This window comes from Sorangium sp. So ce296, assembly GCF_051529605.1.
In the GTDB taxonomy this organism is placed as follows: Bacteria; Myxococcota_A; Polyangia; order Polyangiales; family Polyangiaceae; genus Sorangium; species Sorangium cellulosum_D.
The window spans coordinates 9491685-9516275 of the sequence record NZ_CP150325.1 but is presented as its reverse complement, the minus strand read 5'-3'; the positions used below and the strand labels follow the sequence as shown (position 1 = coordinate 9516275).

Below are 24591 nucleotides of genomic sequence, written 5' to 3'. Positions count from 1 at the left end.
ATGACGTCGGCTCGGGCGCGCTCGCCCTACCTCGGAGACCGGACCCCCGCCCGCCCTGCCCGCCCACCCCCGCCTCCACGACTACGCCTTCTCCATCTGCTTCAGCAACTTGGTCCACTGGCGCAGCTCCCGGCCGAGCAGCACAGGCGTCTTCCGGAGCGACGCGATGTCGCGCGCCCCGACGAGCAGCATGACCGCCCGGAGCTCCGCCTCGATGTTCTCCAGGTACCGCACCGCGGCCTCCCGTCCCCCCGAGACGAAGGCCTGGAGCACCGGACGCGCGATCCCAGCCGCATGCGCGCCGAGCGCGACCGCCCGCGCGATGTCAAGACCGCTGGTGATGCCCCCGGTCGCGATGACCGTCTTGAAGCGGGGACGGATGGTGCGGGCGATGAGCACCGAGGCGGCCGTCGGGACGCCCCACTCGCGCAGGGCCTGCCCGAGGGAGCGAGCGGCGCCGCTGGCGCGCTCCGTCTCGACCGCGACCCACGACGTGCCCCCGGCGCCGGAGACGTCGATGTTCCGGACGCCGGCCCGAATCAACCGGTAGGCGGTCCCCGGGCCGATCCCGCAGCCGGTCTCCTTGGCGACGACCGGCACGCTGAGGCCGTTCGCCAGCCGGCTCATCGCCTCCAGGGCGCCGGCGAAGTCGCGATCGCCGCCCGGCTGGACCAGCTCCATCGCGGGGTTCATGTGGATGCAGAGCGCGTCGGCGCCGACCTGCGCCACGAGCTCGGCGACCGCCTCGGTCGACAGCGACCGCGCCTGCACGGCGCCGATGTTCCCGAGGACGAGGGTCGTCGGGGCGCGCTCGCGGACCTCGTACGAGGCGGAGGCGTCGCCGTTGAGCATCGCCCGCTGGCTCCCGAGGCCGAAGCCGTACCCGCGCTCCTCGGCGATCTGCGACAGCTCCCGGTTGATCGCCTGCGCGCGCTCGGTCCCGCCGGTCATGGCCGCGATGAGGAGCGGCGCGCGGAGCCGCTTGCCGAGCAGCAGCACCGAGGTGTCGATCGCGTCGAGGGAGAGCTCTGGCAGCGCGTCGTGGATCAGCTCGACCTGCTCGAGGAGCGTGGTCTTGGCTCGAAACCCGACATCCCCCGTCGCGCAGAGCTCGATGTGGTCCGCTTTCCTCTCGGAGATGTCCTTCGCCTCTTCCGTCATGGGAGCACAACTTTACGCGGTCGCTGACCGCCGTCGAAAAGGAAGTGGCATGGACAAAAAATCGACAAAAATCGCGTCTGGAGCTTCGCACCGGCGCCGGCCGCGGGCGCCGGCCCCCGCCCCTGTTGCAGCGACCGCGCGACCGGCGCCCGGCCGTGGCATAAAGTAGCCGTATGGACCTCCCGGACGAATCGCAAATCCGCTGGATCCTTCGCACATCCTCCACGCTCCTCCAGCACGGCGCCGAGCCGGTGCGCGGGCTGGTGCAGCCGACGGCCGAGTTCTTCCCCGACCCCTACGACGGCTCGCCGAAGACGGTGGCCGCCCTGATGCTGCGGGTGCAAGAGCACGCGGGGCTCCAGGATCTGCCGGTGGAGCTCGCGGTGGTCACGCCGGAGGGGCAGGCCAGCACCGTGAGTTGCTCGAGCGGCGCGTGCGGCGGGATGGCGCTCGACACGAAGCTCGAGCGGGTCGCCCGGCGCGACGACGGCGGCTACCGGGTCGCCCTCTCCGCGGGCGAGCTCCGCAACCCGACGGTGCTCACCACGGCGTTCGTGCGCGCCGTGTCGTTCATGTTCCTGAGCGAGGCCGGCGCCTTCGAGGCGCTCGTGCCGCCGGACCGCGATCCTGCCGTGGATCTCGCCGCCGTGCTGCTCGGCTTCGGCGTCCTCGTGACGAACGGCTCGTACCTGTACGCGAAGGGCTGCGGCGGCGTGCAGGTGCACTCGGCGACGAAGATGCCGGTCGACGAGCTCGCGCTCGCGCTCGCCGTCTACTGTCGGATGCACGAGGTGCCCGACCGGGCCGCCGCGCGGCACCTCGACGTGACGCCGCGCGCCCACTTCGATGAGTCGGCGGTCTGGGCGAGCTCCAACATCGGGCTCGTCCGCATGCTGCGCGCCGCCCCGGATCGGATCGCCGCGGACGACTACGCGATCGGCGAGTCGAGGAGCTGGCTGGCCTGCGCGCTCGGCCTCGGCAAGCGCCGGCCGGCGCGGACGGCGGAGGACGAGCTGCGCGAGCTCGAGCGAGAGCTCGCGCCCGCGGCCGGCGTGGCGAAGCCGCGATCGTTGGATGAGGGCAAGGCGAAGAAGCTTGCGGAGATCCGTGCTCTCGTGGACGAGAGCCTAGGGAGCTGAATGAGCGTACGACTCTGGGACAAAGGGGGCGCGACCGACGCCCAAATGCTGCGGTACACCTCGCGCGACGACTGGCAGCTCGACCAGCGCCTGCTCGCCTACGACCTGCGGGCCACGATCGCGCACGTCCGCGGGCTCGCGCGGATCGGCGTGCTCAGCGAGGCGGAGCGCGACGCGCTCGTCCGCGAGCTCGAGGCGCTGACGGCGCAGAACGAGGCCGGCGAGCTGCGGCTCACCGAGGACGACGAGGACGGCCACAGCGCGATCGAGGCGGCGCTGGTGGCCCGCATCGGCGACGCGGGCAAGAAGGTGCACACCGGCCGGAGCCGCAACGACCAGGTGCTCGTCGCGATGCGCCTCTACGAGCGCGACGCCCTGGACGAGCTCGCCGAGCACGCGACGGCCGGCGCCCGCGCGCTGCTCGATCTCGCCCGGCGCGAGGCGGACACGCCGATGCCCGGCTACACGCACCTGCAGCGGGCGGTGCCGTCGTCCGTCGGTTACTGGGCCGCCTCGTTCGTCGAGGGGCTCGCCGACGCGGTCGACGTCGTCCGCGCGACGCGGACGCTCGTCGACCGGTGCCCGCTCGGCGGCGCCGCCGGCTTCGGCGTGAACCTGTCGCTCGATCGCGTCGGCGTCGCGCGCGAGCTCGGGTTCGCCGGCGTGGCCCTGAACCCGCTGGCCTCCCAGACGTCGCGGGGCATCATCGAGGCGCAGATCCTCGCGGCCGCGTGGCAGGTCGTCGCCGTGAGCCGCCGGCTCGCGTGGGATCTCAGCCTGTTCGCGATGAGCGAGCTCGCGTTCATCCGGCTCCCGGAGGCGTTCACCACCGGCTCCTCGATCATGCCGCAGAAGCGCAACCCCGACGTGGTCGAGCTCATGCGCGCGGCGTGCTCCGTCGTGCAGGGGGCGCTCGCCGAGGTGCAGTCGCTCGTGGCGCTCCCGTCCGGCTACCACCGCGATCTGCAGCTCACGAAGGGCCCCACGATGCGCGGCCTCGACGAGGCGCTCGCGACCTCACGCCTCTTGCCGCGGCTCGTCGAGGGGCTCGCGTTCGATCGCGAGCGCATGGCCCGGGCGATCACGCCCGAGTGCTTCGCGACCGATCGCGCCGTCGAGCTCGCCGTGCAGGGCGTCCCGTTCCGCGAGGCCTACCGGAAGGTCGCGGCCGAGATCGCGGCGCTCCCCGCCGGCGACGCGGCGGCGAGCCTCCGCGCGCGCGTGTCGCTCGGCGCCCCGGGCAACCTCGCGCTGGACGACCTGGCCCGCAGGCTGGAACGGAACGCGCGCTAGAGCGACAAACGGGTTGAATCTGCCTGAAAAGCGCAGATTTTCGAACCGGCAAGACGCCAAGAAGAGAATCCTTTCTTGGCGTCTTGCCGGTTGATCATTCGCTTGATCAGCGTGATCGGTGCTCTAGCGCCGCGTCCATCACGAGCCCGCGCCCGCGGTGCGCGGGCGATGTTGCAGGGCTGCCCGGCGCTGCCGACGAGCTAGCGCTGCCGGCGGAGCTCGCGGACCGCGCCCGCCTCGGCCACCAGCACGAGCGTCGCCATGTCGAGGAACAGGCCCGTGTCCATGACCCCGGGGATCTTGCGGATGCGCGCGTCGAGCGCCGCCGGGGCGTCGATCGGGCCGAACGCCGTGTCGAGGATCCAGTTGTGGTTGTCGGTCTGGAAGGGATACCCGTCCGCGTTCTTGCGGATCGCCGGTTTGCCCCCGAGCGCCGCCAGGTGCCGCGCGGCCGACGCGCTCGCGAACGGCACCACCTCGATCGGGACGGGGACGCGTGAGCCGAGCTTCTCGACGAGCTTCTCGGGGGTCACGAGGATGATGAAGCGCGCGGCCTCGTAGGCCACCACGCGCTCGCGGAGGAGCGCGCCGCCGAGGCCCTTGATGAGGCCGAGATCGGGCGCCACCTCGTCGGCGCCGTCGACGGCGACGTCGAGGCGCTCGACCTCCTCGAACGGCAGGATCGGGATGTTCTCGCGGCGGGCGAGCGCCGCCGAGCGCTCCGACGTGGCGACGCCCTGGATCTGGAGGCCGCCGCGGACGCGCTCCCCGAGGCGCCGGATGAACGCCTCGGACGTGCGCCCGGAGCCGAGCCCGAGCAACATCCCGCTGTCGATGTGCGCGAGCGCAGCGACAGCGACACGATCCAGATCGGCAGGGTCCAGCGCCGCGATGTTCATGCGCTGCTCATCGGTCATCGCGGCCGCTAGCGCAACGGGATTTTTCGAGCTCGTCGAGCGGCGCAGGGCAAAGCGGCCGGAGCCGGCAGCCTTTGCACTCGGCGCCCGTCCAGATGGCCTCGAACGTCGCCTGCATCTCGTCGAGCAGGAGGTCGTCGTCCGTGAGCACGCCCGCCTCGAAGTTGCGCCGCCCCTCGCCCTTCGCCCCGAGCCCGGCGCCGGTGAGGTTCGCGGAGCCGAGGTACAGGAGCGCGCCGTCGACGGCGATCATCTTCAGGTGGACCCGCGGGCAGCGCCGCATCTCGATCGGCGGCCGGGGCCGGCGGCGGAGCTCGGCGCGGAAGGCGCGCGACGGGACGCCGGCGTGCAGCAGGCGCAGCTCGACCCCGCGGGCGGCGAGCGCGTCGAGCAGGTCGAGGAACGACATGTACCGGCCGCGCGCCCGCGCCCTCGACCCGATGGGCGCCTCGACGCGCAGCTCCTTCACGTTGGCCGTCGCGATCCACACCGAGACGCGCGCGTTCGCGACCGCGCCCATCACGAGCGCGTCGTAGTGGGCCCTGTCGCGGAGGAGCGTCAGCTCGACGCGTCGCTTGAGCTGGGTCCGCGGCGTCGCCTCCACGTTGCGCGCCCGCGCGCGCGGGCGCGCCGGCCGCGCGCTCACGCCCGTTGACCGGCGCCGGCGGGCGCCTGCTCGCTCTCGAGGTGGGCCCTGAACAAGGCCCGGACGTCGTCCGGCATCGGGACCGAGACCAGCTGCACGAGATCGGTGGTCACCACCGTGTGCCGGAGCTCGGCCGACAGCACGCCGTCGTGAGCGCGGACCATGCGGTACCGGAACGTGGCGCTCCGCCTGCCGAGATGGACGACCGAGGTCTCGATCCGGAGCGTCTCGCCGTAACGCGCCGGCGCCGCGTAGTCGGCCTCGACCCGCACCGCCGGCAGCCCGATCCGCCGCTCGAGGATGAGCCGTGCGTAGCCTCCCTCGAGCGGCGCGAAGAACCGCTCCATCGCCTCGTGCGCGTAGTTGAGGAAGCGCGCGAAGAAGACGATGTTCGCGGCGTCGACGTCCTCGAACTTGATCGGGCGATCGAGGGAGACCATCGCGGCTAGGAGAGGTCCTCGGCGAGCTTCTCCAGGGTCGCCCTCCCGAGCGGCGCCTTCACGGAGTACCGCGGGTGCGCGACCACGATCGAGACCGCCGCCTTCTTGGCCTTGATCGCGGCCTGCGCCTCGGCCGGGAGATCCACCTTGAGGTAGTGCACCGCCGTCGTGCGGTCCTCCAGGACCGACGCGTCGCGCTTGCCGCGCGCCTTCGCGGCGACGCCGTCGACCTCGACCGACACGGTGTCCTCGAGCCCGACCAGATCGACGAGCATCTGGTCGCGCAGCGCCCGGTCGGGGATCTCGACGAAGAGCGTCAGGCTGAGCTGCCCCTCCCCCGGGATGAGATCGTTGTACGTCTCGATCTCGTGGAGGATGCCGCTCTCGCTCGTGATGCGCTCGGTGCGGAGCATCTCCTGGATCTGGAACAGCACCGAGTCGCGGTTCTCGAACACGGCGGTCAGGTGGTCTCCGATCCGCACGCGGCGGGGCCGCTTCTCCTCGATGATGCGGTTGCGGAATCGCTCCCGGATCGCCTCGTATTCGCCGATCCCGAGCACCTCGTTGCGATCGATGGGACGCATGACGGCTCCTCTCTTCGACGTCTCGCTCACGTCTCGCTTACGTCTCGCTTACGTCTCCCTCACGACTTCGGCTCGATGTACGACGTCGGCCCGAGCCCGTACGCGTGGGCGAGCGCCTCCACCGGGTGCAGCACCTTCGCGCCGTTCTCCTTGACCATCCTGAGGCCGGCGAGCGTGCAGTCGCTGACGATGACGTCCGCGCCCGCGACGCCGCGCACGAGCTTCGACGCGTACTTGCGGCCGGTCTCGTAGTGCGCCGCCTTCATCCCCCAGGTGCCGTCCACGGCCGAGCACTGCTCGACGACGCGCACCTCGGTGTCGGGCACGACGCCGAGCACCCTGGCGCCGGGGAAGCCGATCTTCTGGGCGCGCAGGTGGCACGCGGCGTGGTACGCGATCGTGCCGAGCCCCCGCTTGAACTCGCGGTTGAGCTTCTTCTCGCGCCCGAGCTGGACGAGGAACTCCATCATGTCGACCGTCGCGGCCGCGACCTCGCGCGCCTCCGCCGTCTGCAGGTACTCGGGCCACTCCTTCTTCATCGTGTAGCCGCACGTCGGGCCGACCACGACGATCTTCCTGCCCCTGCGGACGTGCGGGAGCAGCAGCGCGACGTTCTGCTTCACCTTCGCGGTGAACGCCTCGAGATCGCCGCCGTCGAGGTTCGGCATCCCGCAGCACGTCAGCGCGTCCGTCGGGGCGTCCTGCGGCTCGTCCGGGGAGGCGCAGCCGGGCACGTGTACCGCGTAGCCGTTGTGCTCGAGCACGCGCACCGCGGCCTCGGGGACCCCGGGCGTGTTGTACTCGCCGTAGCAGGTCGCGAAGAGCACGACGGAGCCTTGCTTGCCGGCGTCCGCCGCGGCGCCGTGCTCCGCGAACCACGACGAGAACGGCTTGCGCGCCATCTCCGGGAGCGGGAACTCCGACGAGATCCCCGTCACCTTCTCCTGCACCTTGCGCAGCAGGCGGCTCGCCTGCACGAGGTTCGCGAGCGGCGCGGCGGGGCCAGAGCCGAGCGCGCCGATCAGCTGCGGCTCGCCGAGGATCCTGTCCACCAGCGGGATGCCCTCCCGCTGGGCGCGCATCGCGCGCTCGCGCGCGAGCACGCGCGGGTAGTCCAGGAGCTCGTAGGCGTGCTCGTCGGCGGTGTACGGGCACTTGATGTAACAGAGCTTGCACTGCCAGCACTCGTCGCCGATGGCCTTGAAGTCGTCGTAGGTGAGGGCCTCGGCGCCCTCGGCGACGCCGGCCTCGATGTCCCTGTCGACGCGGGCGAAGAGCTCGGGGAACGAGCCGCAGTACCCGACGCACATGCGGCACTCGTGACAGATCTGGAACGTCCGCCGCAGCTCGGCCTCGAGGTCGCGGGGATCGAGATATCGCTCGTCGTTCGGCGATGTCGCCGGCGGACGGTCTGGTGCACGCCGAATGACGCTCACGGGTCGGTTCCTCTCAACATCCTTTGGGAGTACGGGGCGAAGGGGCGGCTGGCTGCGCGGCGCGGCGCCGGGCGGGCCGCGCTGGCAGCGACGGCGCGCGCGCCCCGGGTCGAGCCGCCGGCGGCTCGGCGCGATCCGGGGCGCTCGCGCTCACGCATCGGTCGAGATCAGAAGTCGAGCGACTGCAGCGCCTTCTGGAAGCGCCCGGCGTGCGACTTCTCGGCCTTGGCGAGCGTCTCGAACCACTCGGCAATGTCGTCGAAGCCCTCCTCGCGGGCCTCCTTCGCGAAGCCCGGATACATCGTCTCGTACTCGTGGGTCTCGCCGGCGACGGCGGCCTTCAGGTTCTTCTCCGTGCTGCCGATCGGCAGGCCCGTCGCCGGGTCGCCGGCCTGCCGGAGGTAGTCGAGGTGGCCGTGCGCGTGGCCCGTCTCGCCGTCCGCCGTGTCCTTGAAGAGACCCGCGACGTCGGGGCGACCTTCGACGTCGGCGACCTTTGCGAAGTACAGGTAGCGGCGGTTGGCCTGCGACTCCCCGGCGAACGCGTCCTTCAGGTTCTGGTGCGTCTTCGTGCCCGTAAGCTGCTTGGTGGTCATGGTGTTCGCTCTCCTTGGTTGAACGGCTGGGACGATGGATCCCTGGTGCCGCGCAGGTCAGCTCGGCGGCGCGGGGGCTCCGCTAGCCACGTTCGGGGCGCCGCGCCCCTCGAGCCCCTGCGGGGCGGAGTCGACTGTGTTCCTCGCTGCGCCCGGCGTCGCGCCCGGCTGCCTGCGCGCCCTCGTCTTCCTGACCGGCCTTCGCGCAGGCCGCGCAGAGCCCCCGGTAGATCCGCTCCACGGCGCGGACCTCGAAGCCGGGCGCGGCCGCGAGCGGCGCGGGCGAGCCCTCGTCCGAGCGCTCGCCCGAGGGCTCGCACGGCACGTCGCGGACGAGCCCGCAGCGATCGCAGACCGCGTGATGGTGCGCCGCCATGTTCGGATCGAAGCGCGAGGCGCCGGGCGACAGCGACAGCGCCACGCACAGCCCCGCCGACGCCAGCGCGTCCAGCGTGTTGTAGACGGTGGCGAAGCTCATCGTCGGCAGCGCCGGCCGGAGCCGCTCGAACAGCTCCTGCGCGGTCGGGTGCGTCGGATCGGCCGCGAGCTCGCGCACGATCGCCAGGCGCTGCGGCGTCAGCTTGAGCCCCGAGGACCGCACGCAGGCCAGCATCGACGCGACCCGCGCATCCTCCTCGATCCCCTCGCGATCGAAGGCGACCCCGCGCCCCTGGGCGTCGCGGGGCGCAGGCCCCTTGGCGGCAGGTGTTCGCGAGGCGGCCACGGCGAGAGTGATACTTAGAAAGTTTCTCAGTTGCAAGTCCTAACAATCACGGCAGATGAGCCTGGCAAATCCGGGGCGTATCAGGCAGATCTGCCGCGTCCAGGCCAGTCGAGCCTAGACGACGCGCCGCGGCGTCGCGCGCGGTGCGTCCGGGGTTGGCTCTTGCGAGGCCGGATAGCCTCTGTCATAGTGCGCGCCCCGCGCCGCCGGCCCCCGCCGGCTTGCATTTTCGCCCGCCAACGGGGCAAGTTTTTTTCCAGCAAAAGAGGACGCTGCAAGACATGCCGACCGACGCCATTCAGTGCAAACCGCTCGAGGTCGCCGTGGGCGACAAGGGCATCGAGCGCGCCATCAAACACCTGAAGAGGAAGATGGCCGCCGAGGGGATCCTCCGCGAGCTGAAGCGGCGCCGGCACTACATGAAGCCGTCCGTGAAGCGGCGGAAGAAGGCCTCCGAGGCCGCTCGCCGCCGCCGGAAGCGGTCGAAGATGGACATGGTCGCCTAGCGCGACCGTCCCTCGCGCAACGGCACCCGCCAAGACGCAGAAGACGCGCGCGGACGCTTGAGCCAAGCCTCCGCGGCGTGCTCTGCGTCTTGTCATTTTTTGTCGTCGTCCCAGAGCCGCCTCGGCGGCGCGACGCGCGCCGGCGCCGCGGAGGCGCCCGCGGCGCCCCCGCTCCAGAGGTCTCGATGCGCGCCGTCGTGCTCACGACGTCCTATCCGATCAGCGACGAGGATCCTTCGGGCCATTTCGTGCGCTCGTCGGCGCAGGCGCTCGCGCGCGGCGGCGCCGAGGTCCACGTGATCGCGGCCGGGGGCTCGGTCCTCGACCCACCCTCACCGGACGGCGATCTCGTCGTCCATCGGGCAGGCGGGGGCGCGCTGTTCGCGTGGCCGGGCGCCGTGGCGCGCGCGCGCGAGGCGCCGCTCCGGCTGCTCTCCGCGGGTCCGTTCGCGGCCGCCGCGCTCCAGCGGCTGCGCCGGCTCGGGCAGGTCGACCGCGCGGTGGCGCACTGGATCGTCCCGTGCGCGTGGCCGCTCCTGCTCGCCCTGCCGCGCGCGCCGCTCGAGGTGCACGCGCACGGCGCCGACGTGCGGCTCCTGCTCGGCGCGCCGCGCGCCGCGCGCGCGGCGGTGCTGGGCGCGCTCCTGCGCCGCGACGCGCGCTTCGTCTTCGCCGCGCGCGCGCTGCGCGACGCCCTCGCGGCCGCGCTCGCCCCGGAGCAGGCGCGCGCGCTCGCCTCCGCCTCGCGCGTCGCGCCGCCCGCGATCGATCTGCCGCCCGTCGCCGAGCGCGCGGCGGCGCTCCGGAGCGAGCTCGTCCAGCGCCCGGGCGATCGACTCGCCGTCGTTGCGTGCCGGCTGATCCCGACGAAGCGGGTCGAGCTCGCGATCGAGGCGGCGCGCGCGGCGGGCGCCGGGGTCCGGCTCGTCATCGTCGGCGACGGCCCGGAGCGCGCCGCGCTCGAGCGCCTCGCGCGCGCGAGCGCCTCGCGCGCCGCGGCGAACTCGCGCGGCGCAGATGGCGCGGCGGTGCGCTTCACGGGCACGCTCCCGCGGAGCGAGGCGCTCGCGTGGATCGGCGCGGCCGACGTGCTGCTGCACCCGTCATCGCACGAGGCCGCCCCCACGGTGATCCGCGAGGCGCGCGCGCTCGGCGTGCCCGTCATCGCGTGCGACGCGGGCGACGTGGTCGCGTGGGCCAGGGACGACGAAGGGATTTTCGTCGCGGAAGGCACCGCGGAGCGACTCGCGGCCGCGCTCCGCGCCGTCCCGCCGCGCCGCCCAGAGCGCGCGCCCGCGCGCTCGCGCTGAACGACCGCGTTCGCGCTGAACGACCGCGCGCCCGCGCGTTCGCGCCAAAAGCGGTGCGTTCTCGCTGGGCCGCCCGCGGCGCGCGCCCGGCTCCGGACAGCGCCGGACGCCCCATCCGGAGCGAGTCTTCGATCCGCGATGCGATGTCCTTGCAATTCCCAAGGCTTCGACTACGGTGCGCCTCGCTCCGCACCGAAACGAGGCGGCGGAGTGGCTCGGGGCGTAGCGCAGCCTGGTTAGCGCACTTGACTGGGGGTCAAGGGGTCGGTGGTTCGAATCCACTCGCCCCGACTGGTCCGGCGGAGAAGGTTCTCCGGCGGACCTTTCGGCTTTGTAGGGCTTCAGTTCTCGTCGACTGTGGACGCGCCGGGCAACGGCGGCGTGGCCCCGCCATCGCGTCGCGGTGTCGCTCACGCCACCCGGCGCCCGGGGCTCACCGCGTCATCCGGCGAGCGGGGGCGGTAAGACGGGCGTGACGGGCCGATCTGGCTCGCCGGCGAGCTCGTCCTCGATGGCGATCATCGCGGCCAGCACCGCGTGATCGTTGAAGGGCAGGCCGACCACCTGCACGCCGACGGGCAGCCCCTCGCTCTTCGCGTCGACCTCGGCGGCCCGCTTCTCCAGCCGATCGCGCGGCCGCTCGCGGCGCGCCTCACCGGCGCGCACGCGGGTCACCGGGACGACGCCGGCCGGGAACTGCGCGAGGTTCCAGAGCATGGCGGCGCTGCCCGCGAGGACGAAGTCGCGCGACGCGGTGTGCGGCAGCGCCGGCGTGGCGTAGGGCGGGCAGAGCAGCAGGTCGAGCGACTCCGCGCGCATCGCCGAGGCGATCGCGGCCCTCGCCTCGCGCAGCGCGTGCGTGACGCGCCAGAGCTCGGCGACGGACTTCGGCCCGGTGACCTCGAGGAGGCGCTGTAGACGCCGTTCGCCCGCGATCCCGGCGACGCGCGCGGCGGCGCGGCGCGCGAACGGCGGGAGCGACGCCATCGCGCGGAGCGAGCGGAGCGAGACGTCGACGTCGGCCGCGTCGCCCTGGAGGAGCGACATCGCCGTCGCGCCGCCGTCCGCCGAGAGCGCGGCGAAGTACCCGTAGACCGCGTCGGGGATGCCGGGCGGCGTGAACGGCACGACCGTGGCGCCGCGCGCGCGCAGCGCCGAGGCCGCCTTCACGACGGCGCGGGCGACGGCGGTCGAGGAAGGGACGAGCCCGTCGTCGCAGTAGAACCCGACGCGCAGCCGCGCCACCTCGACGCTCGCCGGCTCGGTGAACGGGAACGGCGGCACGCGCACGTCCAGCGCCGCCATGGTCGCGGGGTCGAGCTCGGACATGACGAGCGCGAGGTCGCGCGCGCTCCTCGCCATCGGGCCGACCTGCGAGCGGATCGCTTCCTGCCCGAGCAGCGCCGTGTTGCTCCCCAGGTTGGTCCAGCGATCGAGCGTGGGCTTCATGCCGGCGATCCCGCAGCAATGCGCGGGGACGCGGATGCTGCCCCCGATATCCGTGCCGATGCCGAGCGGCGACATCCCCGCCGCGATGGCCGCGGCCTCGCCGCCGGACGAGCCGCCCGGGCTGTGATCGAGGCTCCACGGGTTCGCCGTCTGCCCGAAGAGCGGGTTGCGCGCCTCGCTGTACAGGAGCAGCTGCGAGACGTTCGTGCGCCCGAGGATCACGGCCCCGGCCCGGCGGAGCAGCGCGGTGACGCCAGCGTCGCCGGCCGCCCGGTGGTCCCTGCGGGACGCGACGCCGAGCGTCGAGGCCATGCCGGCCATGTCGAGCGACTCCTTCACGGTGATCGGCAGCCCGTGGAGCGGGCCGCGGATCTCCCCGCGACGGCGCTCGTCGTCGAGCCCGCGCGCGGCCGCGAGCGCCTCGTCGTGGAGCACCTGGGTGAAGGCGCGGAGGCGCGGATCGAGCGCCCCGATGCGCGCGAGGTGCGCCCGCGTGACCTCCTCGGAGCTGACCTCGCGCGCGGCCAGGAGCGAGGACAGCGCGGTCGCGGTGAGGCAGGTCGGATCGGTCGAGGCGCTCACGATGATTCGACGAGTATCACAGGTCCGCGCGCTCGAAGGGTTGCTAGGCTCCGGGGCCCCGCGCCGTTCGCGGGGGAACCGCCGGAGCCATGCAGCCGCTGCCGATCGATCCGATCCTCCCCGATCTCTGCGCCGCCCTGCGCGCGCACCCGAGCGTGGTGCTCGAGGCGCCGCCCGGCGCGGGCAAGACGACGCGCGTGCCGCGAGCGCTGCTCGACGCCAGCTTCGCCGAGCGCGGCGAGATCCTGGTGCTCGAGCCGCGGCGGCTGGCCGCGCGCCTCTCCGCGCGCCGCGTCGCCGAAGAGCTCGGCGAGCGCGTGGGCGAGACCGTCGGCTACACCATGCGCTTCGAAGAGGCCGCCGGCCCGGCCACGCGGATCCGCTTCGTGACCGAGGGCGTGCTGACGCGGCGGCTCCTGGTCGATCGCGAGCTCCGGGGCGTCAGCGCCGTGGTGCTCGACGAGTTCCACGAGCGGCACCTCGCGGGCGACGTCGCGCTCGCGCTGCTCCGCCGGCTGCAGCGCGGCGCGCGGCCCGATCTCCGCCTCGTCGTGATGTCCGCGACCCTCGACGCCGGGCCGATCGCGGCGTTCCTCGGCGCGCGCGAGGCGCAGCCCACCTCCGCGGCCGAGGCCGCGCCGGCCGCCGAGGCCCCGCTCTGCGCGACGCTGCGCGCCGAGGGGCGGATGTTCGACGTCGCGATCGAGCACCTGGAGCCTGCCCGCGTGAGCGCGTCGACCCGCGCCGCGGGCGACCGCCGCGCTCCGGCGCACTGGGGCGACAGGACGCTCGAGAGCCTGGTCGCCTCGTCCGTGCGGCAGCTCCTCGACGAGGGGCTCGACGGCGACGTGCTGGTGTTCCTGCCGGGCTCCGCGGAGATCCGGCGCTCGATGGAGGCGTGCGCGCCCCTCGCGAAGAGCGCCGACCTCTTGCTCCTGCCGCTGCACGGGTCGCTGTCGCCGGCGGAGCAGGACCGCGCGGTGCGCCCCGCGGACCGGCGCAAGGTCATCCTCTCGACCAACGTGGCCGAGACCTCCGTGACGATCGACGGCGTCGTCGCGGTCGTCGACAGCGGCCTCGCGCGCGTGGCCGCGCACGCGCCCTGGTCGGGGCTGCCCACGCTCCGCGTCGCGCCGATCGCCCGCGCCTCCGCGGCGCAGCGCGCGGGGCGCGCCGGACGGACGCGGCCGGGCCGCTGCCTCCGCCTCTACACGCGCGGAGAGTTCGCCGCGCGGCCGGAGCACGAGGCGCCCGAGATCCGGAGGCTCGAGCTCGCGGAGACCGTGCTCGAGCTCTGCGCCGCGGGCGTCACGGATCTCGAGGGGTTCGGCTGGCTGGAGGCGCCGCCCGCCGCCGGGCTCGCCGCGGCCGAGGCGCTGCTCGTGCGGCTCGGCGCGCTCGACGAGACGCGGCGCGTGACGCCGATCGGCCGGCGGATGCTGCGCTTCCCGGCGCACCCGCGGCAGGCGCGGATGATCGTCGAGGCCGAGCGGCGCGGCGTCGCCGAGGACGGGTGCACCCTCGCGGCGCTCGCCGCCGAGCGCGACCTCGGCGCGCCGCAAGGCCCGCGGGGCGCGCACGCGCGGCACAGCTCCGATCTGCTCGCCGCGCTCCAGACCTTCGACGAGGCGGACCGCGCGCGGTTCGCGGCGGACCGCCTGCGCTGGCTCGGCGTCGACCCGGCGCGCGCGCTCGCGGTGGAGCGGACGCGCAAACAGCTCGCGCGGCTCGCGGACCACCGGAGCGCGGCGCCGCCGGAGACCGCGGAGGCGCGCGAGATCGCGCAGCGCATCGCGATCCTCTCCGGCTACCCGGACCGGGTGGGGCGCCTCCGCCGCCCGGCCAACGCGTCGGGGCGGAGCGGGCGCGAGGTCGTGCTGGCCGCCGGCGGGACGGCCGCGCTCTCCGAGGCCAGCGTGATCGACGAGGTCGACCTCGTCGTCGCGGTCGACATCGAGGAGCGCAGCGAGGGGCGCTCGGCGCGCACCGTCGTCCGGTCGGCGAGCGCGATCGAGGCCGACTGGCTGCTCGACCTCTTCACCGACGCGATCCGGGACACGACCGAGGCGACCTGGAACGCCGCCGCGGAGCGCGTCGAGGTCGTGCGCCGGCTCTCGTACGACGGCCTCGTGCTCGACGAGTCGCGGCCGGCCGCGAGCGCGGGCGGGCCGCTCGCCGAGGCGGCGGCGCGGGAGCTCGCCGCGCAGGCGAAGGCGAAGGGGTGGCGCGCGTTCGTGAAGGGCGACGCGCTCGAGGGCTGGCTTCTCCGGGTCGCGTTCGTGCGCGCGCACTGCCCGGACGCCGGGCTGCCCGACGTGGGCGAGGACGCGGTGCTCGCCGCGCTCGAGGCGCTCTGCGAGGGCCGCAGGAGCTTCGCCGAGCTCCGCGACGCGGACCTCGCGGCCGCCGTGCACGCCTCGCTGCGCCCCGCGCAGGCGCGAGCGCTCGCCGAGCTCGCCCCCGAGTCGATCGTCCTGCCCGGCGGCCGCCGGGCGCGCCTCGAGTACGCGGCCGACGCGCCGCCGTCGCTCGCGTCCCGGCTGCAGGATTTCTTCGGCATGGCCGAGGGGCCGCGCGTCGCCGGCGGACGGGTGCCCGTCGTGCTGCACCTGTGCGCGCCGAACCAGCGCCCCGTGCAGGTCACGACGGACCTCTCGGGGTTCTGGGCGCGCCACTACCCGGCGATCGCCAAGGAGCTCCGCCGCCGCTACCCGAAGCACGCGTGGCCGGACGACCCCGCGCGCGCGGCGCCGCCGTCCCGCAAGGGATGAGTCAGCGCACGAGCGCCGCGGCCCTCGCCGTCTCGGCGGCCGTGCGGAGGAGCATCCGCACGATCCCCTCGCCGAGGGGCAGCGTGAACCCGACGTCGCTCTCGCGCTGCGCCACCTGCATCGGGGGGATCGAGCCGTAGCCGAAGCCCCACGACGAGAGCAGGCTCGCGATCCTGGCGATCTGCTCGAGGTTGCGGAGCGCGACGGCGCCGTTCGCCGCGCTCTGCGGGTCCGTGTACGTGAGCGCGCCGGCGAAGTTGACGCCGGGCGGCTGGAAGTTGCCGATGACGCGCACGTACTGGAGGCCCGCGAGGAACGGGAGCTGCCCCGCCGCCGACGCGACCGCGGGCTGGCTCGAGAGATCGCCGGCCAGGGCGAACGACGCGTTCTTCGTGCCGAGCAGCTCGACCATCCACGAGGGCACGGACCGCTTCAGCGCGCTGAAGCGGAGCCGGTCGAGGGCCCGCCGCATGCCGGTCTCGTTGCCGGTGAGGATCGTGTGCGGCGTGAGCACGACGAAGCCCACGTTGCCGGCCGTGAAGAGATCGTTGTCCGCGTAGCGCGTCTTCACGAGCGGCGCGCCGATGACGGTGACCGACCTCGCGTCGGCGGAGCGGCGGATCGCGTCGACGTCGAAGTTGCCCTGCATCACGGCGCAGAAGTCCGCGCCCTGCATCGCGTAGAGCCCGCCGTAGATCTTCACGATGTCGCGCGACGGGACGAAGTTCGACTCTGGGCCCAGCGGGAGCAGGTTCGTGATGAGCTGGTTGACCTCGCCGCCCAGGCCGGAGGTGAACATCGCCGCCGCGTCGAGGTAGCCGAGCATCACCACGCCGCTCGGCAGGACCGCCAGGGGATCGCGGTCGATCGCGGTCGCGTCGATCTTCTCGCCGCCGACCAGCGCGAGGCTGTCGTCCGCGCCCCCGCAGCCGGCGAGCGCCGGGGCGGCGGGCGCCGCGATCGCGAGCGCGAGCGCCGCGCGGCGCAGGGCGGCGGCGCCCCGGGATTGCAGCAGCGTCTGCTCCATCGTGTTCGTCATCAAGATCGCTCGTGCGGCGGGTCGGGGCGCTCCAGGGGGAAGGAGCCGATGATCTTCAGCATCTTGGTCTCGCGCTTCACCCCCTCGAGCGCCGCGACGAGCGCGCGATCGGTCGTGTGTCCGCTGACCTCGACGTAGAAGACGTAGTCCCAGCCCTCGCCGGGGACGGGGCGGGAGTGGACCCGCCGGAGGTTGCAGCTGCGCTCCTTGAAGTGCTGGAGGATGTCGTGGAGCGCGCCGGGCCGATCGTGGACGCTGAAGAGGATGGCCGTGGCGTCGTGGCCCGAGCGCGGCGCGGGGAGCCGCGACAGCACCGCGTAGCGGATCCGGAGCTCGCCCTCGTCGCCGACGTTCTCGCGGGCGACCCGGAGCTCCGGCGCGCCGCTGAAGCCGCGGGGCACGATGGCGGCGCTGCCCTCGTTCTCGGCCGCGAGCTCCCACGCGGCCTGCGGGCAGCGCACGTCGAGCACCAGCGCGCGCGGGTGCTGGAGCTCGAGGTAGTGCACGCAGGCCACGTGGTCCTGCGGCGAGGCGTATACCCGCTCGACGTCGGCGAGGTTGCCGGTCCGGTTCACGAGGTCGAGCGCCTGCACCAGCTGGCGCTCGCCGACCACCTTGAGGTCGGCGCCGCCGATCGCCTGGATCGTCGGGAAGATCGGCCCTTCCTTGAGCGACTCGTAGGGGACCACGGCGAAGTCCGCGCGCGAGCGCGCGACCTCCTCGATGGCGGCGGCGGGGCCGTCCGCGCGGACGAACTCGCCGCCGACCCCGAAGTGATCGTGCGCCGCGGTCCAACCGAAGTCGCCCTCGGCGCCCAGGTACGCGACCCGGGGCGCGAGCTCGAACGCGCGCGAGGCCGCGTCGATGGCGACGAAGATCGGCCGCACCGCGCGCTGCGGGAACGGCGGCGTCACGGCGCGCTCGAGCGCCTGGATATGGGCGGCGTCTGCCGTGGGGGCGAACCGGGCCGTGCCCGTCCTCAGTTTGGCCAGCTCGTGCGCGATGCGCGCCCGGCGCTCGATGCTTCGTAGGATTTCTTGATCCAGCTCCGTGAGCTGCCGGCGGAGCTCCTCAAGTCGCTTTCTCTCATCCATCCCGGCCACCCTAGCACCGCCCCCGGCGCAGGTGGACTCGCAGCGCTCCGGGCGCAGGGCTGCGACGCCGCACCTCGCACGGCTGGCCACACGTCGCCTTGGATCGCCGGGGTCGCGTCAGGCCGCTGCGGAGGCGGACGACGCGCTGGAGTCGCTCTTGCTGCTGGTCGTCGACGAGGAGCTGCTCGATCCGGAGTCGGAGCTCGTCCCCGAGGACCCTGAGGAGCTACCCGAGCCGCTCTCCGACTTCGCGGGCGGCTTGTTCGAGCCCGAGGCGTACAGGTCGGAGTACCAGCCACCGCCCTTGAGAATGAAGCCCGTGCCGCGCGAGATCTGCCGCCGGGCCGTCGCGTTGTGACACGACGGGCACTCCGAGAGCGGCGCCTCCTTGATCGACTGCTCGGCCTCCCATTCATGCGCGCAGGATGTGCAAGCGTACTCGTACGTGGGCATGGCGTTTCTACTCCTCGGAACAACGCGAGGGATATGGCTACGTTAGCCACCTGTCAAGGCGGCTGCCAAAGGCACGCGTTGCGATTCTGACGTCGGTCCGTCGCATTTCGGAGCGTCGATCTGCTCCACGCTCCCGCGCGGCCAAACTGTAATGGTGATCACATCCGCCGCGTCATCTACGTCGGTCCGCGTCATCGACATCCTCGACCGCCCTGAGCAAGACTCGGTCCTCAATGGGCGCGTGAGGAGGCGGGATCCGGCCTTGCCGCGCGGTGCCAGCCCACGTAGACCCCGGGGTAGAAGCCAGATGTGACGGTACGTGGCGTGCTGTGACGATACGTTTAAGCCCGCCCGTCCGGTCCCGGGGACGCCATGCGCATTCGGAAGCTCGAGATCAGCGGGTTCAAATCGTTCGTCGATCGGACGGTGGTCCATTTCGACACGGACGTGGTGGGCATCGTCGGTCCGAACGGCTGTGGCAAGTCGAACATCGTCGACGCGATCCGGTGGGCCATCGGCGAGCAGAGCGCGAAGCACCTGCGCGGCAAGTCGATGTCCGACGTCATCTTCAACGGCTCCGAGACCCGCGCCCAGCACGGGATGGCCGAGGTGACGCTCACCTTCGACAACAGCGAGCCGACGGCCGCGTCGCAGCTGCCGCTCGAGTACCGGGACTACGCCGAGATCGCGGTGACGCGCCGGCTCTTCCGCGACGGGACGAGCGAGTACCTCATCAACAAGACCCAGGTCCGGCTCAAGGACGTGACCGATCTCTTCCTCGGCACCGGCGTCGGCACGAAGGCCTACTCCATCGTCGAGCAGGGCAAGATCGGGCTCATCGTCTCCGCGCGCCCGGAGGACCGGCGGATGCTCATCGAGGAGGCCGCCGGCATCACGAAGTACAAGGCCAGGAAGAAGCAGGCCGAGCAGAAGATGGACCAGACGCGGCAGAACCTGCTCCGCGTGGGGGACATCGTCTCCGAGATCCAGCGGAACCTCGCGTCCCTGAAGCGCCAGGCCGCGAAGGCCGAGCGGTACGTGAACTACCGCAAGGAGCTGGAGGACCTCGTGCTCCACGAGGCGTCGCACAAGCTCCTCGAGATCACGGTGCTCACGCAGCGCGAGTCGATCGGCAGGGCCGAGCACGCCGAGCGCGAGCAGGCGTCCCGGACCGCGCTCGCCGCGCGCGAGGCCGAGATCGAGGTCACCCGGCTCGAGGCCCTCGCCTGCGAGGAGCGGGCCGAGCGCGCGCAGAACGAGGCGTTCGCGGCCGACAACCAGGTGCGCACCCACGAGGCGGAGATCGCGCGGGCGCGCGACCGCCTGCGGCACCTGGAAGAGCGGCTCGTCACCGCGGCGAAGGAGCAGGGCGATCTCGAGAAGACGGTCGCGGAGCTCAAGGCCGAAAAGGAGCAGCTCGAGGCGCAGCTCGCCGGCGTCGAGGAAGAGGAGGCGCGCGAGAGCGAGCTCGCGCTCGAGCAGCACGAGCGGCTCGAGGAGCTGCGGCACGGCGAGCGCACCGCCGAGCACGAGGTCGCCGCGCTCCGCCGGCGCGCCGCCGAGGCCACCGCGGCGGTCGCGGCCGCCGAGGCGTCGCTCGCCGGGTTCGACCGGCGCATGGCGGAGATGAGCCAGCGGCGGGCGAAGCTCGAGGACGAGCTCGGGCGGCTGATGTACGAGTCGGAGGAGCTCGAGCGGCGGCGCTCGTCGCTGACGCGGAACGTGGCGGAGCTCGCCGAGGGGAAGCGGCTCTCCGCGGAGGAACGAACGCGGCTCGACGCCGAGATGAAGGCGCTGCGGGAGCAGGCGGTGTCGAGCGACCGCACCGTGGAGCACGCGAAGAACGAGCTCGGGCAGCGGCGCAACCGGCTCCGCGCGCTCGAGGAGCTGCACGCCCGGCTGGAGGGCGTCGGCGCGGGGGTGAAGAACCTCCTCAAGACGAAGGACCCGGCGCTGCTCGGGCTCGTGGCCGACCGGATCGAGGCGCCGGCCGAGCTGACCGCGGCGTTCGCGGGGCTGCTCGGCGACAGGCTGCAGTGCGCGGTCGTGAGCGACGTCGAGCGCGGGATCGCGCTGCTCGCGGACCTGTCGAAGAACAACCGCGGGCGGGCCAGCGTGATCGCGGCGCGTCCTCCGTTCGTGGCCGGCGCCGCGCGGCGGCCGCCGCGCGGCGAGGGGGTGCTCGGGCCGCTCGCAGATCGGCTCGTCTTCGCGCCAGAGGACGAGGCGCTGGCGCGCGCGCTCGTGGGGGACGCGGTGGTCGTCGCGAGCGCCGAGGTCGCGGCGCGGCTCGCGGCCGAGGGCGCGGGGTGCACGCTCGTCACGCTCGACGGCACCGTGATCCGCGAGGACGGGGTGGTGAGCGGCGGCTCGGGCGACGCGGTCGCGGCGGGGATGATCGAGCAGAAGCGGGAGATGCGCGCGCTGCACGAGTTCGTCGCGACAAAGTCGGAGGAGGTGACGGCGCTGCTCGACGCGCAGCAGAAGCTCCGCCTGCGGATCTCCGAGGTGGGGACGGCGCTCGAGCGCGCGCGGAGCGAGGCGCACGAGGGGGAGCTCGCGCTGGTGACGGCCGAGAAGGACCTCCGCCGCGCGGAGGAGCAGCTCGCCGCGGCGCAGAAGCGCGAGGGCGTGGTGCGCTCCGAGCTCGAGGACCTCGCCGACAACCTCGACGCCGGCGGGAGCGAGCAGCAGGCGGCGCGCGACAAGCTCGCGGCCGGGCGCGCGGCGCGCGAGGCGGCCGCGGCCGGCCTCGAGCACGCCGAGCAGGTGGCGGCCGAGTGGCGCGAGCGGGTGCTCGGGCAGCAGTCGGTCGTGACCGAGCGCAAGGTGAAGCTCGCGCGCGTGCGCGAGCGCGCGACGGCGGCGCGGGGCACGATCGAGCGGCTCACGCGGTCGTGCAGCGAGCTGCAGGGCCGGATCGCTCGGCTCGACCAGGAGCGGACGGAGAGCGCGATCGGCGCGGGCAAGGCCGCGGCGACGATCGTGATCGCGCGCGAGGCGCTGGTCCACGCCGTCGCCAAGGCGCACGCCGCGCAGGCCACGCTGACCGAGGCGCGGCGCGCGCTGGACGAGGCGCGGCAGGCGCACGCGGGGCGCGAGGCCGACCTGCGCGGGCTGCGCCAGGAGCTCGCCGACGTGTCGGAGCAGCTCCGCAAGCACGAGCTCGCGCTGGAGCGGCTGCGCGTCGAGCACAACCACCTCATCGAGGGGGTGCGCGAGCGCTTCCGCGGGCTGGAGCTCGCCCGCGTCGTCGGCGACTACCACAAGCGGCCGCCGGTCGACGCCTCGCACCGCGCGCGCATCCAGGAGCTGACGGAGCTGCTCGACCGCATGGGCCCCGTCAACCTCGACGCCGTGCGCGAGCACGCCGAGGCCGAGGAGCGGTACACGTACTACTCGAGCCAGAAGGCCGACCTCGAGAAGGCGCTCGACGACCTCGAGAAGGCGATCGCCCAGATGAACCGCGAGTCGAAGCGGCTCTTCAAGACGACGTACGACGGCATCAACGCGCGCTTCAAGGCGCTGTTCCCCAAGATGTTCCGCGGCGGCCAGGCGGAGCTCAGGCTGACGAACCCCGACGACATGCTGGAGACGGGCATCGAGATCCTGGCGCAGCCGCCGGGCAAGAAGCTCGGGAACATCGAGCTCATGAGCGGCGGCGAGAAGGCGCTCACCGCGGTGTCGCTCATCTTCGCGATCTTCCAGTTCAAGCCGTCGCCCTTCTGCATCCTCGACGAGGTCGACGCGCCGCTCGATGAGGCGAACGTGGCCCGCTACAACGAGGCGATCCGCAGCATGACGAGCCACTCGCAGTTCATCCTCATCACGCACATCAAGCGCACGATGCAGTCGGTCGACGTGCTGTATGGCGTCACGATGCAGGAGCCCGGCGTCTCGAAGCTCGTCAGCGTGCGGATCAACGAGACGGCGAAGCGGCCGGAGCGCGAGGCGGCGCCGGCGGCGGCGGTGGCGTGAGCGCGGGGCCTCACGCGGGCGGGCGGCTCCTCTCGCGCGGCGCCTCGGGGCTCCGGCACCTGCGGTGGGCCCGCGAGGTGCTGGCCACGCTGGAGGCCCACGTCGAGCACAACCCGGCGCTCGCCGATGCCGATCGCGAGGCGCTGCGCGGCGAGGCGCGCGCGCTCGGGGCCGCGGTCCAGGCCCTCAGCGGGGCCGTGAAGCCGTACCGCGACTTCCTCGAGCGGACGCGGGTACGCTACCGCGGTCGCGTGCGCGTCGCGGAGCACCTGCTCCGGGGATCCGACGCGGGCAGCGCGGACGAGGCGGCCCGCGCCCGCCTCGAGGAGGCGCTGGCGGAGCTCGCCGCGATGGAGGAGGCGCAGCGGCGGCCGCTCAAGGAAGCGCTCTCGGCGGAGATCGATCGGCTGCGTGAGGCGATGGCGCAGATGGACGCGCGCCTCGCGGACCGGCTCTCCGCGGAGCTCGTCGAGAGCCTGTACCCGCCGCTCACGGACGGCGCGTCGAGGGTGGCCGACGACGGGGATCCAGACGACGACGCGGCGGCGAGCGCTCGCTAGCGCCGCGCGACGGGCGAGGGGCGAGGGGCGCCGCGCGACGGGCGAGGGCGCCGCCCGACCGGCGAGGGGCGCCGCGCGACGGGCGAGCCGACCGCAGGGGCGGCAGCGGGCCAGCGGATCGCCGGGCGGACGGCGCGAAAGCGGCCAGCGGAACGGCAGATACCGGGGGGACGGAACGTCCTGCGTGCACGCCGGGATGGAGATGCGGTAAAGGGCCTGCGAAGGACACGGAGAGGACGTCGATGGGCAGCGCTGAGTCGGGCGCCTTCCTGCTCCTCCGCGGGCGCGCCGCGGCGAGCGAGCGATTCGAGGCGCTGATCCGACGCCATGTGCCGGACGTCTGCGTCGTCTCCGATCCCGAGCGCGCGCTCTCGCGGTGCCTGCGCGAGCCGCCGCTGGTGCTCGCCGTCGACGCCAGCGACCCGGCCGGCGCCGCGGCGTTCTGCGGCCGCGCGCGGGCGCAGCCCGGCGGCGACGCGGTGTTCCTCCTCGCGATCGCCGAGCGCGACGCGGATCTCGACGGGCTCCTCGCGGCGGGCGCGAGCGATTTCCTGCTCGTGGGCGATGACGACGCGGGCGCCCGAGCGCGGCTCGCCGTCGCCCGCGAGCGCGCCGCGCGCGACGCCGCCTCGCGCCAGGCGCTCGCGCAGACGCAGGCCCGCCTCGTCCTCGCCGGTCGCATGGCGAGCGTCGGCACGCTCGCCGCCGGGGTCGCCCACGAGATCAACAACCCCCTCGCCTTCGTCATCACGAACGTCGACGCGGCCCTCCGGCGCATCGGCGCGATGGAGCGGCGGAGCGGCGCGCCGCGCAGCGGCCCGTGGGCTCGCTCCCACGGCGACGGCCGCGGGCCGTCGAGCGAGCTCTCCGAGGTGCTGAGCCTCCTTGAGGACGCCCGCGAGGGCGCAGAGCGGGTGCGGCTCATCGTGCGCGATCTCCACAGCTTCTCGCGCGCCGAAGAGGATCGCCGCGGGCCGGTCGACCCCAGGCGGGTGCTCGACTCCTGCGTCCACATGGCGATGAACGAGATCCGGCACCGCGCCCGCGTCGTCCGGAGCTTCCAGGAGGTGCCCCCCGTCGAGGCGAACGAGCCGCGGCTCGCGCAGGTCTTCCTGAACCTCATCGTGAACGCCGCGCAGGCCATCCCGGAGGGGCTCGCCGCGCAGAACGTGATCGAGCTCTCGACGCGCTGCGACGCCGCGGGGTGGGTCGTCGCCGAGGTGCGCGACACCGGCGCCGGGATCGCGCCCGAGTCGCTCGAGCGGATCTTCGAGCCGTTCTATACGAGCAAGGAAGAGGGCGAAGGGCTCGGCCTCGGGCTCGCGATCTGCCACGCCATCGTCGCGGCGCTGGGGGGTCGGATCGAGGTGGAGAGCCGCCCCGGCCAGGGGAGCACGTTCCGCGTCGTCCTCCCCGCAGCCACGTCCGCCGAGGCGCGGGCCGCGGCGGACGCCGGCTCCGGCGCGTCGAGCGGGCGGCGCGATGGCGGCGGGCTCGCCGGGGCCGCGCCGCAGGCGGCGCCGCGACAGCGGGTCCTCATCATCGACGACGAGCCGTTGCTCACGCGCGCCATCGCGGGGACGCTCGAGCCGCGGCACGAGACGACCGCGACCGCGAGCGCGCGCGACGCGCTCACCCGGATCCGCGCCGGGGAGCGCTACGACGCCATCCTGTGCGATCTCATGATGCCCGACATGACGGGGATGGACTTCTACGCGTCGCTCGCCGAGCACGCGCCCGAGCAGCAGCGCCGGGTCGTGTTCCTGACCGGCGGCGCCTTCACGGAGCGCAGCAAGTCGTTCCTGCAGCAAGTCAACGCCCGGCTGCTGCTGAAGCCGTTCGACGCGGCGACGCTGCTCTCGCTGGTCGACGAGGTCGTCGCCGCGCCCTGAGGCGCGCGCTGCTCCTCGAGG

20 protein-coding genes and 1 tRNA gene are annotated in these 24591 nt (G+C 73.5%); 9 read left to right on the top strand and 12 right to left on the bottom strand.

Features of this window, described 5'->3' with window-relative positions; translation table 11 throughout:
- Positions 1–81 precede the first annotated feature (81 nt).
- Positions 82–1161: a type 2 isopentenyl-diphosphate Delta-isomerase gene (gene fni, locus WME98_RS35270; RefSeq protein ID WP_437946030.1), complete on the bottom strand. Its 1080-nt coding sequence runs from the start codon at positions 1159–1161 to the stop codon at positions 82–84.
- Positions 1162–1334: 173 nt separating this feature from the next.
- Between fni and WME98_RS35265 the strand changes: the two genes are divergently transcribed.
- Together WME98_RS35265 and argH are read left to right on the top strand one after the other, a co-directional pair.
- Complete coding sequence (locus WME98_RS35265) at positions 1335–2300, top strand: hypothetical protein (RefSeq protein ID WP_437946029.1); 966 nt, start codon at positions 1335–1337, stop codon at positions 2298–2300.
- Positions 2301–3593 (top strand): argininosuccinate lyase, encoded by a 1293-nt coding sequence (argH, locus tag WME98_RS35260; protein ID WP_437946028.1) that lies wholly within the window; start codon positions 2301–2303, stop codon positions 3591–3593.
- A gap of 200 nt (positions 3594–3793) precedes the next feature.
- Here the strand turns inward: argH and rpiA are convergent, their stop codons facing one another.
- From rpiA to WME98_RS35225, 7 genes are all read right to left on the bottom strand, one after another.
- Positions 3794–4492 carry a ribose-5-phosphate isomerase RpiA gene (rpiA, locus tag WME98_RS35255; protein ID WP_063823649.1) on the bottom strand — a complete coding sequence of 233 codons (699 nt, stop codon included), beginning with the start codon at positions 4490–4492 and terminating at the stop codon, positions 3794–3796.
- Positions 4493–4499: 7 nt separating this feature from the next.
- On the bottom strand, positions 4500–5156 hold the full coding sequence (locus tag WME98_RS35250) for a phospholipase D family protein (RefSeq protein ID WP_061622388.1): 657 nt from the start codon (positions 5154–5156) through the stop codon (positions 4500–4502).
- Positions 5153–5596: an acyl-CoA thioesterase gene (locus WME98_RS35245; RefSeq protein ID WP_061622387.1), complete on the bottom strand. Its 444-nt coding sequence runs from the start codon at positions 5594–5596 to the stop codon at positions 5153–5155. The genes WME98_RS35250 and WME98_RS35245 overlap by 4 nt, the downstream gene beginning before the upstream one ends.
- A gap of 5 nt (positions 5597–5601) precedes the next feature.
- A complete protein-coding gene (locus WME98_RS35240) occupies positions 5602–6180 on the bottom strand; it encodes a DUF3501 family protein (protein WP_437946027.1) in 579 nt (192 codons plus the stop codon).
- A 59-nt stretch (positions 6181–6239) separates the two neighbouring features.
- A complete protein-coding gene (locus WME98_RS35235; RefSeq protein ID WP_061622385.1) occupies positions 6240–7616 on the bottom strand; it encodes a heterodisulfide reductase-related iron-sulfur binding cluster in 1377 nt (458 codons plus the stop codon).
- 167 nt (positions 7617–7783) lie between these two features.
- Complete coding sequence (locus WME98_RS35230) at positions 7784–8212, bottom strand: rubrerythrin family protein (RefSeq protein WP_020734163.1); 429 nt, start codon at positions 8210–8212, stop codon at positions 7784–7786.
- Positions 8213–8294: 82 nt separating this feature from the next.
- On the bottom strand, positions 8295–8936 hold the full coding sequence (locus WME98_RS35225; RefSeq protein WP_437946026.1) for a Fur family transcriptional regulator: 642 nt from the start codon (positions 8934–8936) through the stop codon (positions 8295–8297).
- A 281-nt stretch (positions 8937–9217) separates the two neighbouring features.
- On the opposite strand from WME98_RS35225, the gene rpsU reads away from it, so the two are divergent.
- The 3 genes from rpsU to WME98_RS35210 all read left to right on the top strand — a co-directional run bounded on the left by rpsU (position 9218) and on the right by WME98_RS35210 (position 11043).
- Positions 9218–9442 carry a 30S ribosomal protein S21 gene (gene rpsU / locus WME98_RS35220; RefSeq protein ID WP_012234386.1) on the top strand — a complete coding sequence of 75 codons (225 nt, stop codon included), beginning with the start codon at positions 9218–9220 and terminating at the stop codon, positions 9440–9442.
- A gap of 185 nt (positions 9443–9627) precedes the next feature.
- Positions 9628–10752 (top strand): glycosyltransferase family 4 protein, encoded by a 1125-nt coding sequence (locus WME98_RS35215; protein ID WP_437946025.1) that lies wholly within the window; start codon positions 9628–9630, stop codon positions 10750–10752.
- 216 nt (positions 10753–10968) lie between these two features.
- A tRNA-Pro gene (locus WME98_RS35210) sits at positions 10969–11043 on the top strand.
- Positions 11044–11193: 150 nt separating this feature from the next.
- Here WME98_RS35210 and WME98_RS35205 read toward each other — a convergent pair.
- Positions 11194–12783: an amidase gene (locus tag WME98_RS35205; RefSeq protein ID WP_437946024.1), complete on the bottom strand. Its 1590-nt coding sequence runs from the start codon at positions 12781–12783 to the stop codon at positions 11194–11196.
- 89 nt (positions 12784–12872) lie between these two features.
- Between WME98_RS35205 and hrpB the strand changes: the two genes are divergently transcribed.
- Entirely contained in the window at positions 12873–15554 is a 2682-nt protein-coding gene (hrpB, locus tag WME98_RS35200; protein WP_437946023.1) for an ATP-dependent helicase HrpB, read from the top strand.
- A gap of 1 nt (position 15555) precedes the next feature.
- Here hrpB and WME98_RS35195 read toward each other — a convergent pair whose 3' ends face one another.
- The 3 genes from WME98_RS35195 to WME98_RS35185 all read right to left on the bottom strand — a co-directional run bounded on the left by WME98_RS35195 (position 15556) and on the right by WME98_RS35185 (position 18140).
- Positions 15556–16593, bottom strand: coding sequence for a hypothetical protein (locus WME98_RS35195; protein WP_437939990.1), 1038 nt, complete (start codon positions 16591–16593; stop codon positions 15556–15558).
- On the bottom strand, positions 16593–17687 hold the full coding sequence (locus WME98_RS35190) for a bifunctional chorismate mutase/prephenate dehydratase (RefSeq protein ID WP_437946022.1): 1095 nt from the start codon (positions 17685–17687) through the stop codon (positions 16593–16595). Before WME98_RS35190 ends, WME98_RS35195 begins: the two co-directional genes overlap by 1 nt.
- A gap of 117 nt (positions 17688–17804) precedes the next feature.
- A complete protein-coding gene (locus WME98_RS35185) occupies positions 17805–18140 on the bottom strand; it encodes an FmdB family zinc ribbon protein (RefSeq protein WP_437337068.1) in 336 nt (111 codons plus the stop codon).
- A 372-nt stretch (positions 18141–18512) separates the two neighbouring features.
- Between WME98_RS35185 and smc the strand changes: the two genes are divergently transcribed.
- The 3 genes from smc to WME98_RS35170 all read left to right on the top strand — a co-directional run bounded on the left by smc (position 18513) and on the right by WME98_RS35170 (position 24570).
- Positions 18513–22118, top strand: coding sequence for a chromosome segregation protein SMC (smc, locus tag WME98_RS35180; protein WP_437946021.1), 3606 nt, complete (start codon positions 18513–18515; stop codon positions 22116–22118).
- The gene (locus tag WME98_RS35175; protein WP_437946020.1) at positions 22115–22678 is read left to right on the top strand and encodes a hypothetical protein; all 564 of its coding nucleotides are present in this window, start codon (positions 22115–22117) and stop codon (positions 22676–22678) included. The genes smc and WME98_RS35175 overlap by 4 nt, the downstream gene beginning before the upstream one ends.
- Before the next feature lie 242 nt (positions 22679–22920).
- A complete protein-coding gene (locus WME98_RS35170) occupies positions 22921–24570 on the top strand; it encodes a hybrid sensor histidine kinase/response regulator (RefSeq protein ID WP_437946019.1) in 1650 nt (549 codons plus the stop codon).
- The last annotated feature ends 21 nt before the right edge of the window (positions 24571–24591 follow it).

Bases quoted from the DNA above. Each gene is read 5' to 3' on its own strand.
- fni (WP_437946030.1), bottom strand. From the start codon at position 1,161: ATGACGGAAGAGGCGAAGGACATCTCCGAGAGGAAAGCGGACCACATC.
- WME98_RS35265 (WP_437946029.1), top strand. From the start codon at position 1,335: ATGGACCTCCCGGACGAATCGCAAATCCGCTGGATCCTTCGCACATCC.
- argH (WP_437946028.1), top strand. From the start codon at position 2,301: ATGAGCGTACGACTCTGGGACAAAGGGGGCGCGACCGACGCCCAAATG.
- rpiA (WP_063823649.1), bottom strand. From the start codon at position 4,492: ATGAACATCGCGGCGCTGGACCCTGCCGATCTGGATCGTGTCGCTGTC.
- WME98_RS35245 (WP_061622387.1), bottom strand. From the start codon at position 5,596: ATGGTCTCCCTCGATCGCCCGATCAAGTTCGAGGACGTCGACGCCGCG.
- WME98_RS35240 (WP_437946027.1), bottom strand. From the start codon at position 6,180: ATGCGTCCCATCGATCGCAACGAGGTGCTCGGGATCGGCGAATACGAG.
- WME98_RS35230 (WP_020734163.1), bottom strand. From the start codon at position 8,212: ATGACCACCAAGCAGCTTACGGGCACGAAGACGCACCAGAACCTGAAG.
- rpsU (WP_012234386.1), top strand. From the start codon at position 9,218: ATGCCGACCGACGCCATTCAGTGCAAACCGCTCGAGGTCGCCGTGGGC.
- WME98_RS35215 (WP_437946025.1), top strand. From the start codon at position 9,628: ATGCGCGCCGTCGTGCTCACGACGTCCTATCCGATCAGCGACGAGGAT.
- hrpB (WP_437946023.1), top strand. From the start codon at position 12,873: ATGCAGCCGCTGCCGATCGATCCGATCCTCCCCGATCTCTGCGCCGCC.
- WME98_RS35195 (WP_437939990.1), bottom strand. From the start codon at position 16,593: ATGACGAACACGATGGAGCAGACGCTGCTGCAATCCCGGGGCGCCGCC.
- WME98_RS35190 (WP_437946022.1), bottom strand. From the start codon at position 17,687: ATGGATGAGAGAAAGCGACTTGAGGAGCTCCGCCGGCAGCTCACGGAG.
- WME98_RS35185 (WP_437337068.1), bottom strand. From the start codon at position 18,140: ATGCCCACGTACGAGTACGCTTGCACATCCTGCGCGCATGAATGGGAG.
- smc (WP_437946021.1), top strand. From the start codon at position 18,513: ATGCGCATTCGGAAGCTCGAGATCAGCGGGTTCAAATCGTTCGTCGAT.
- WME98_RS35170 (WP_437946019.1), top strand. From the start codon at position 22,921: ATGGGCAGCGCTGAGTCGGGCGCCTTCCTGCTCCTCCGCGGGCGCGCC.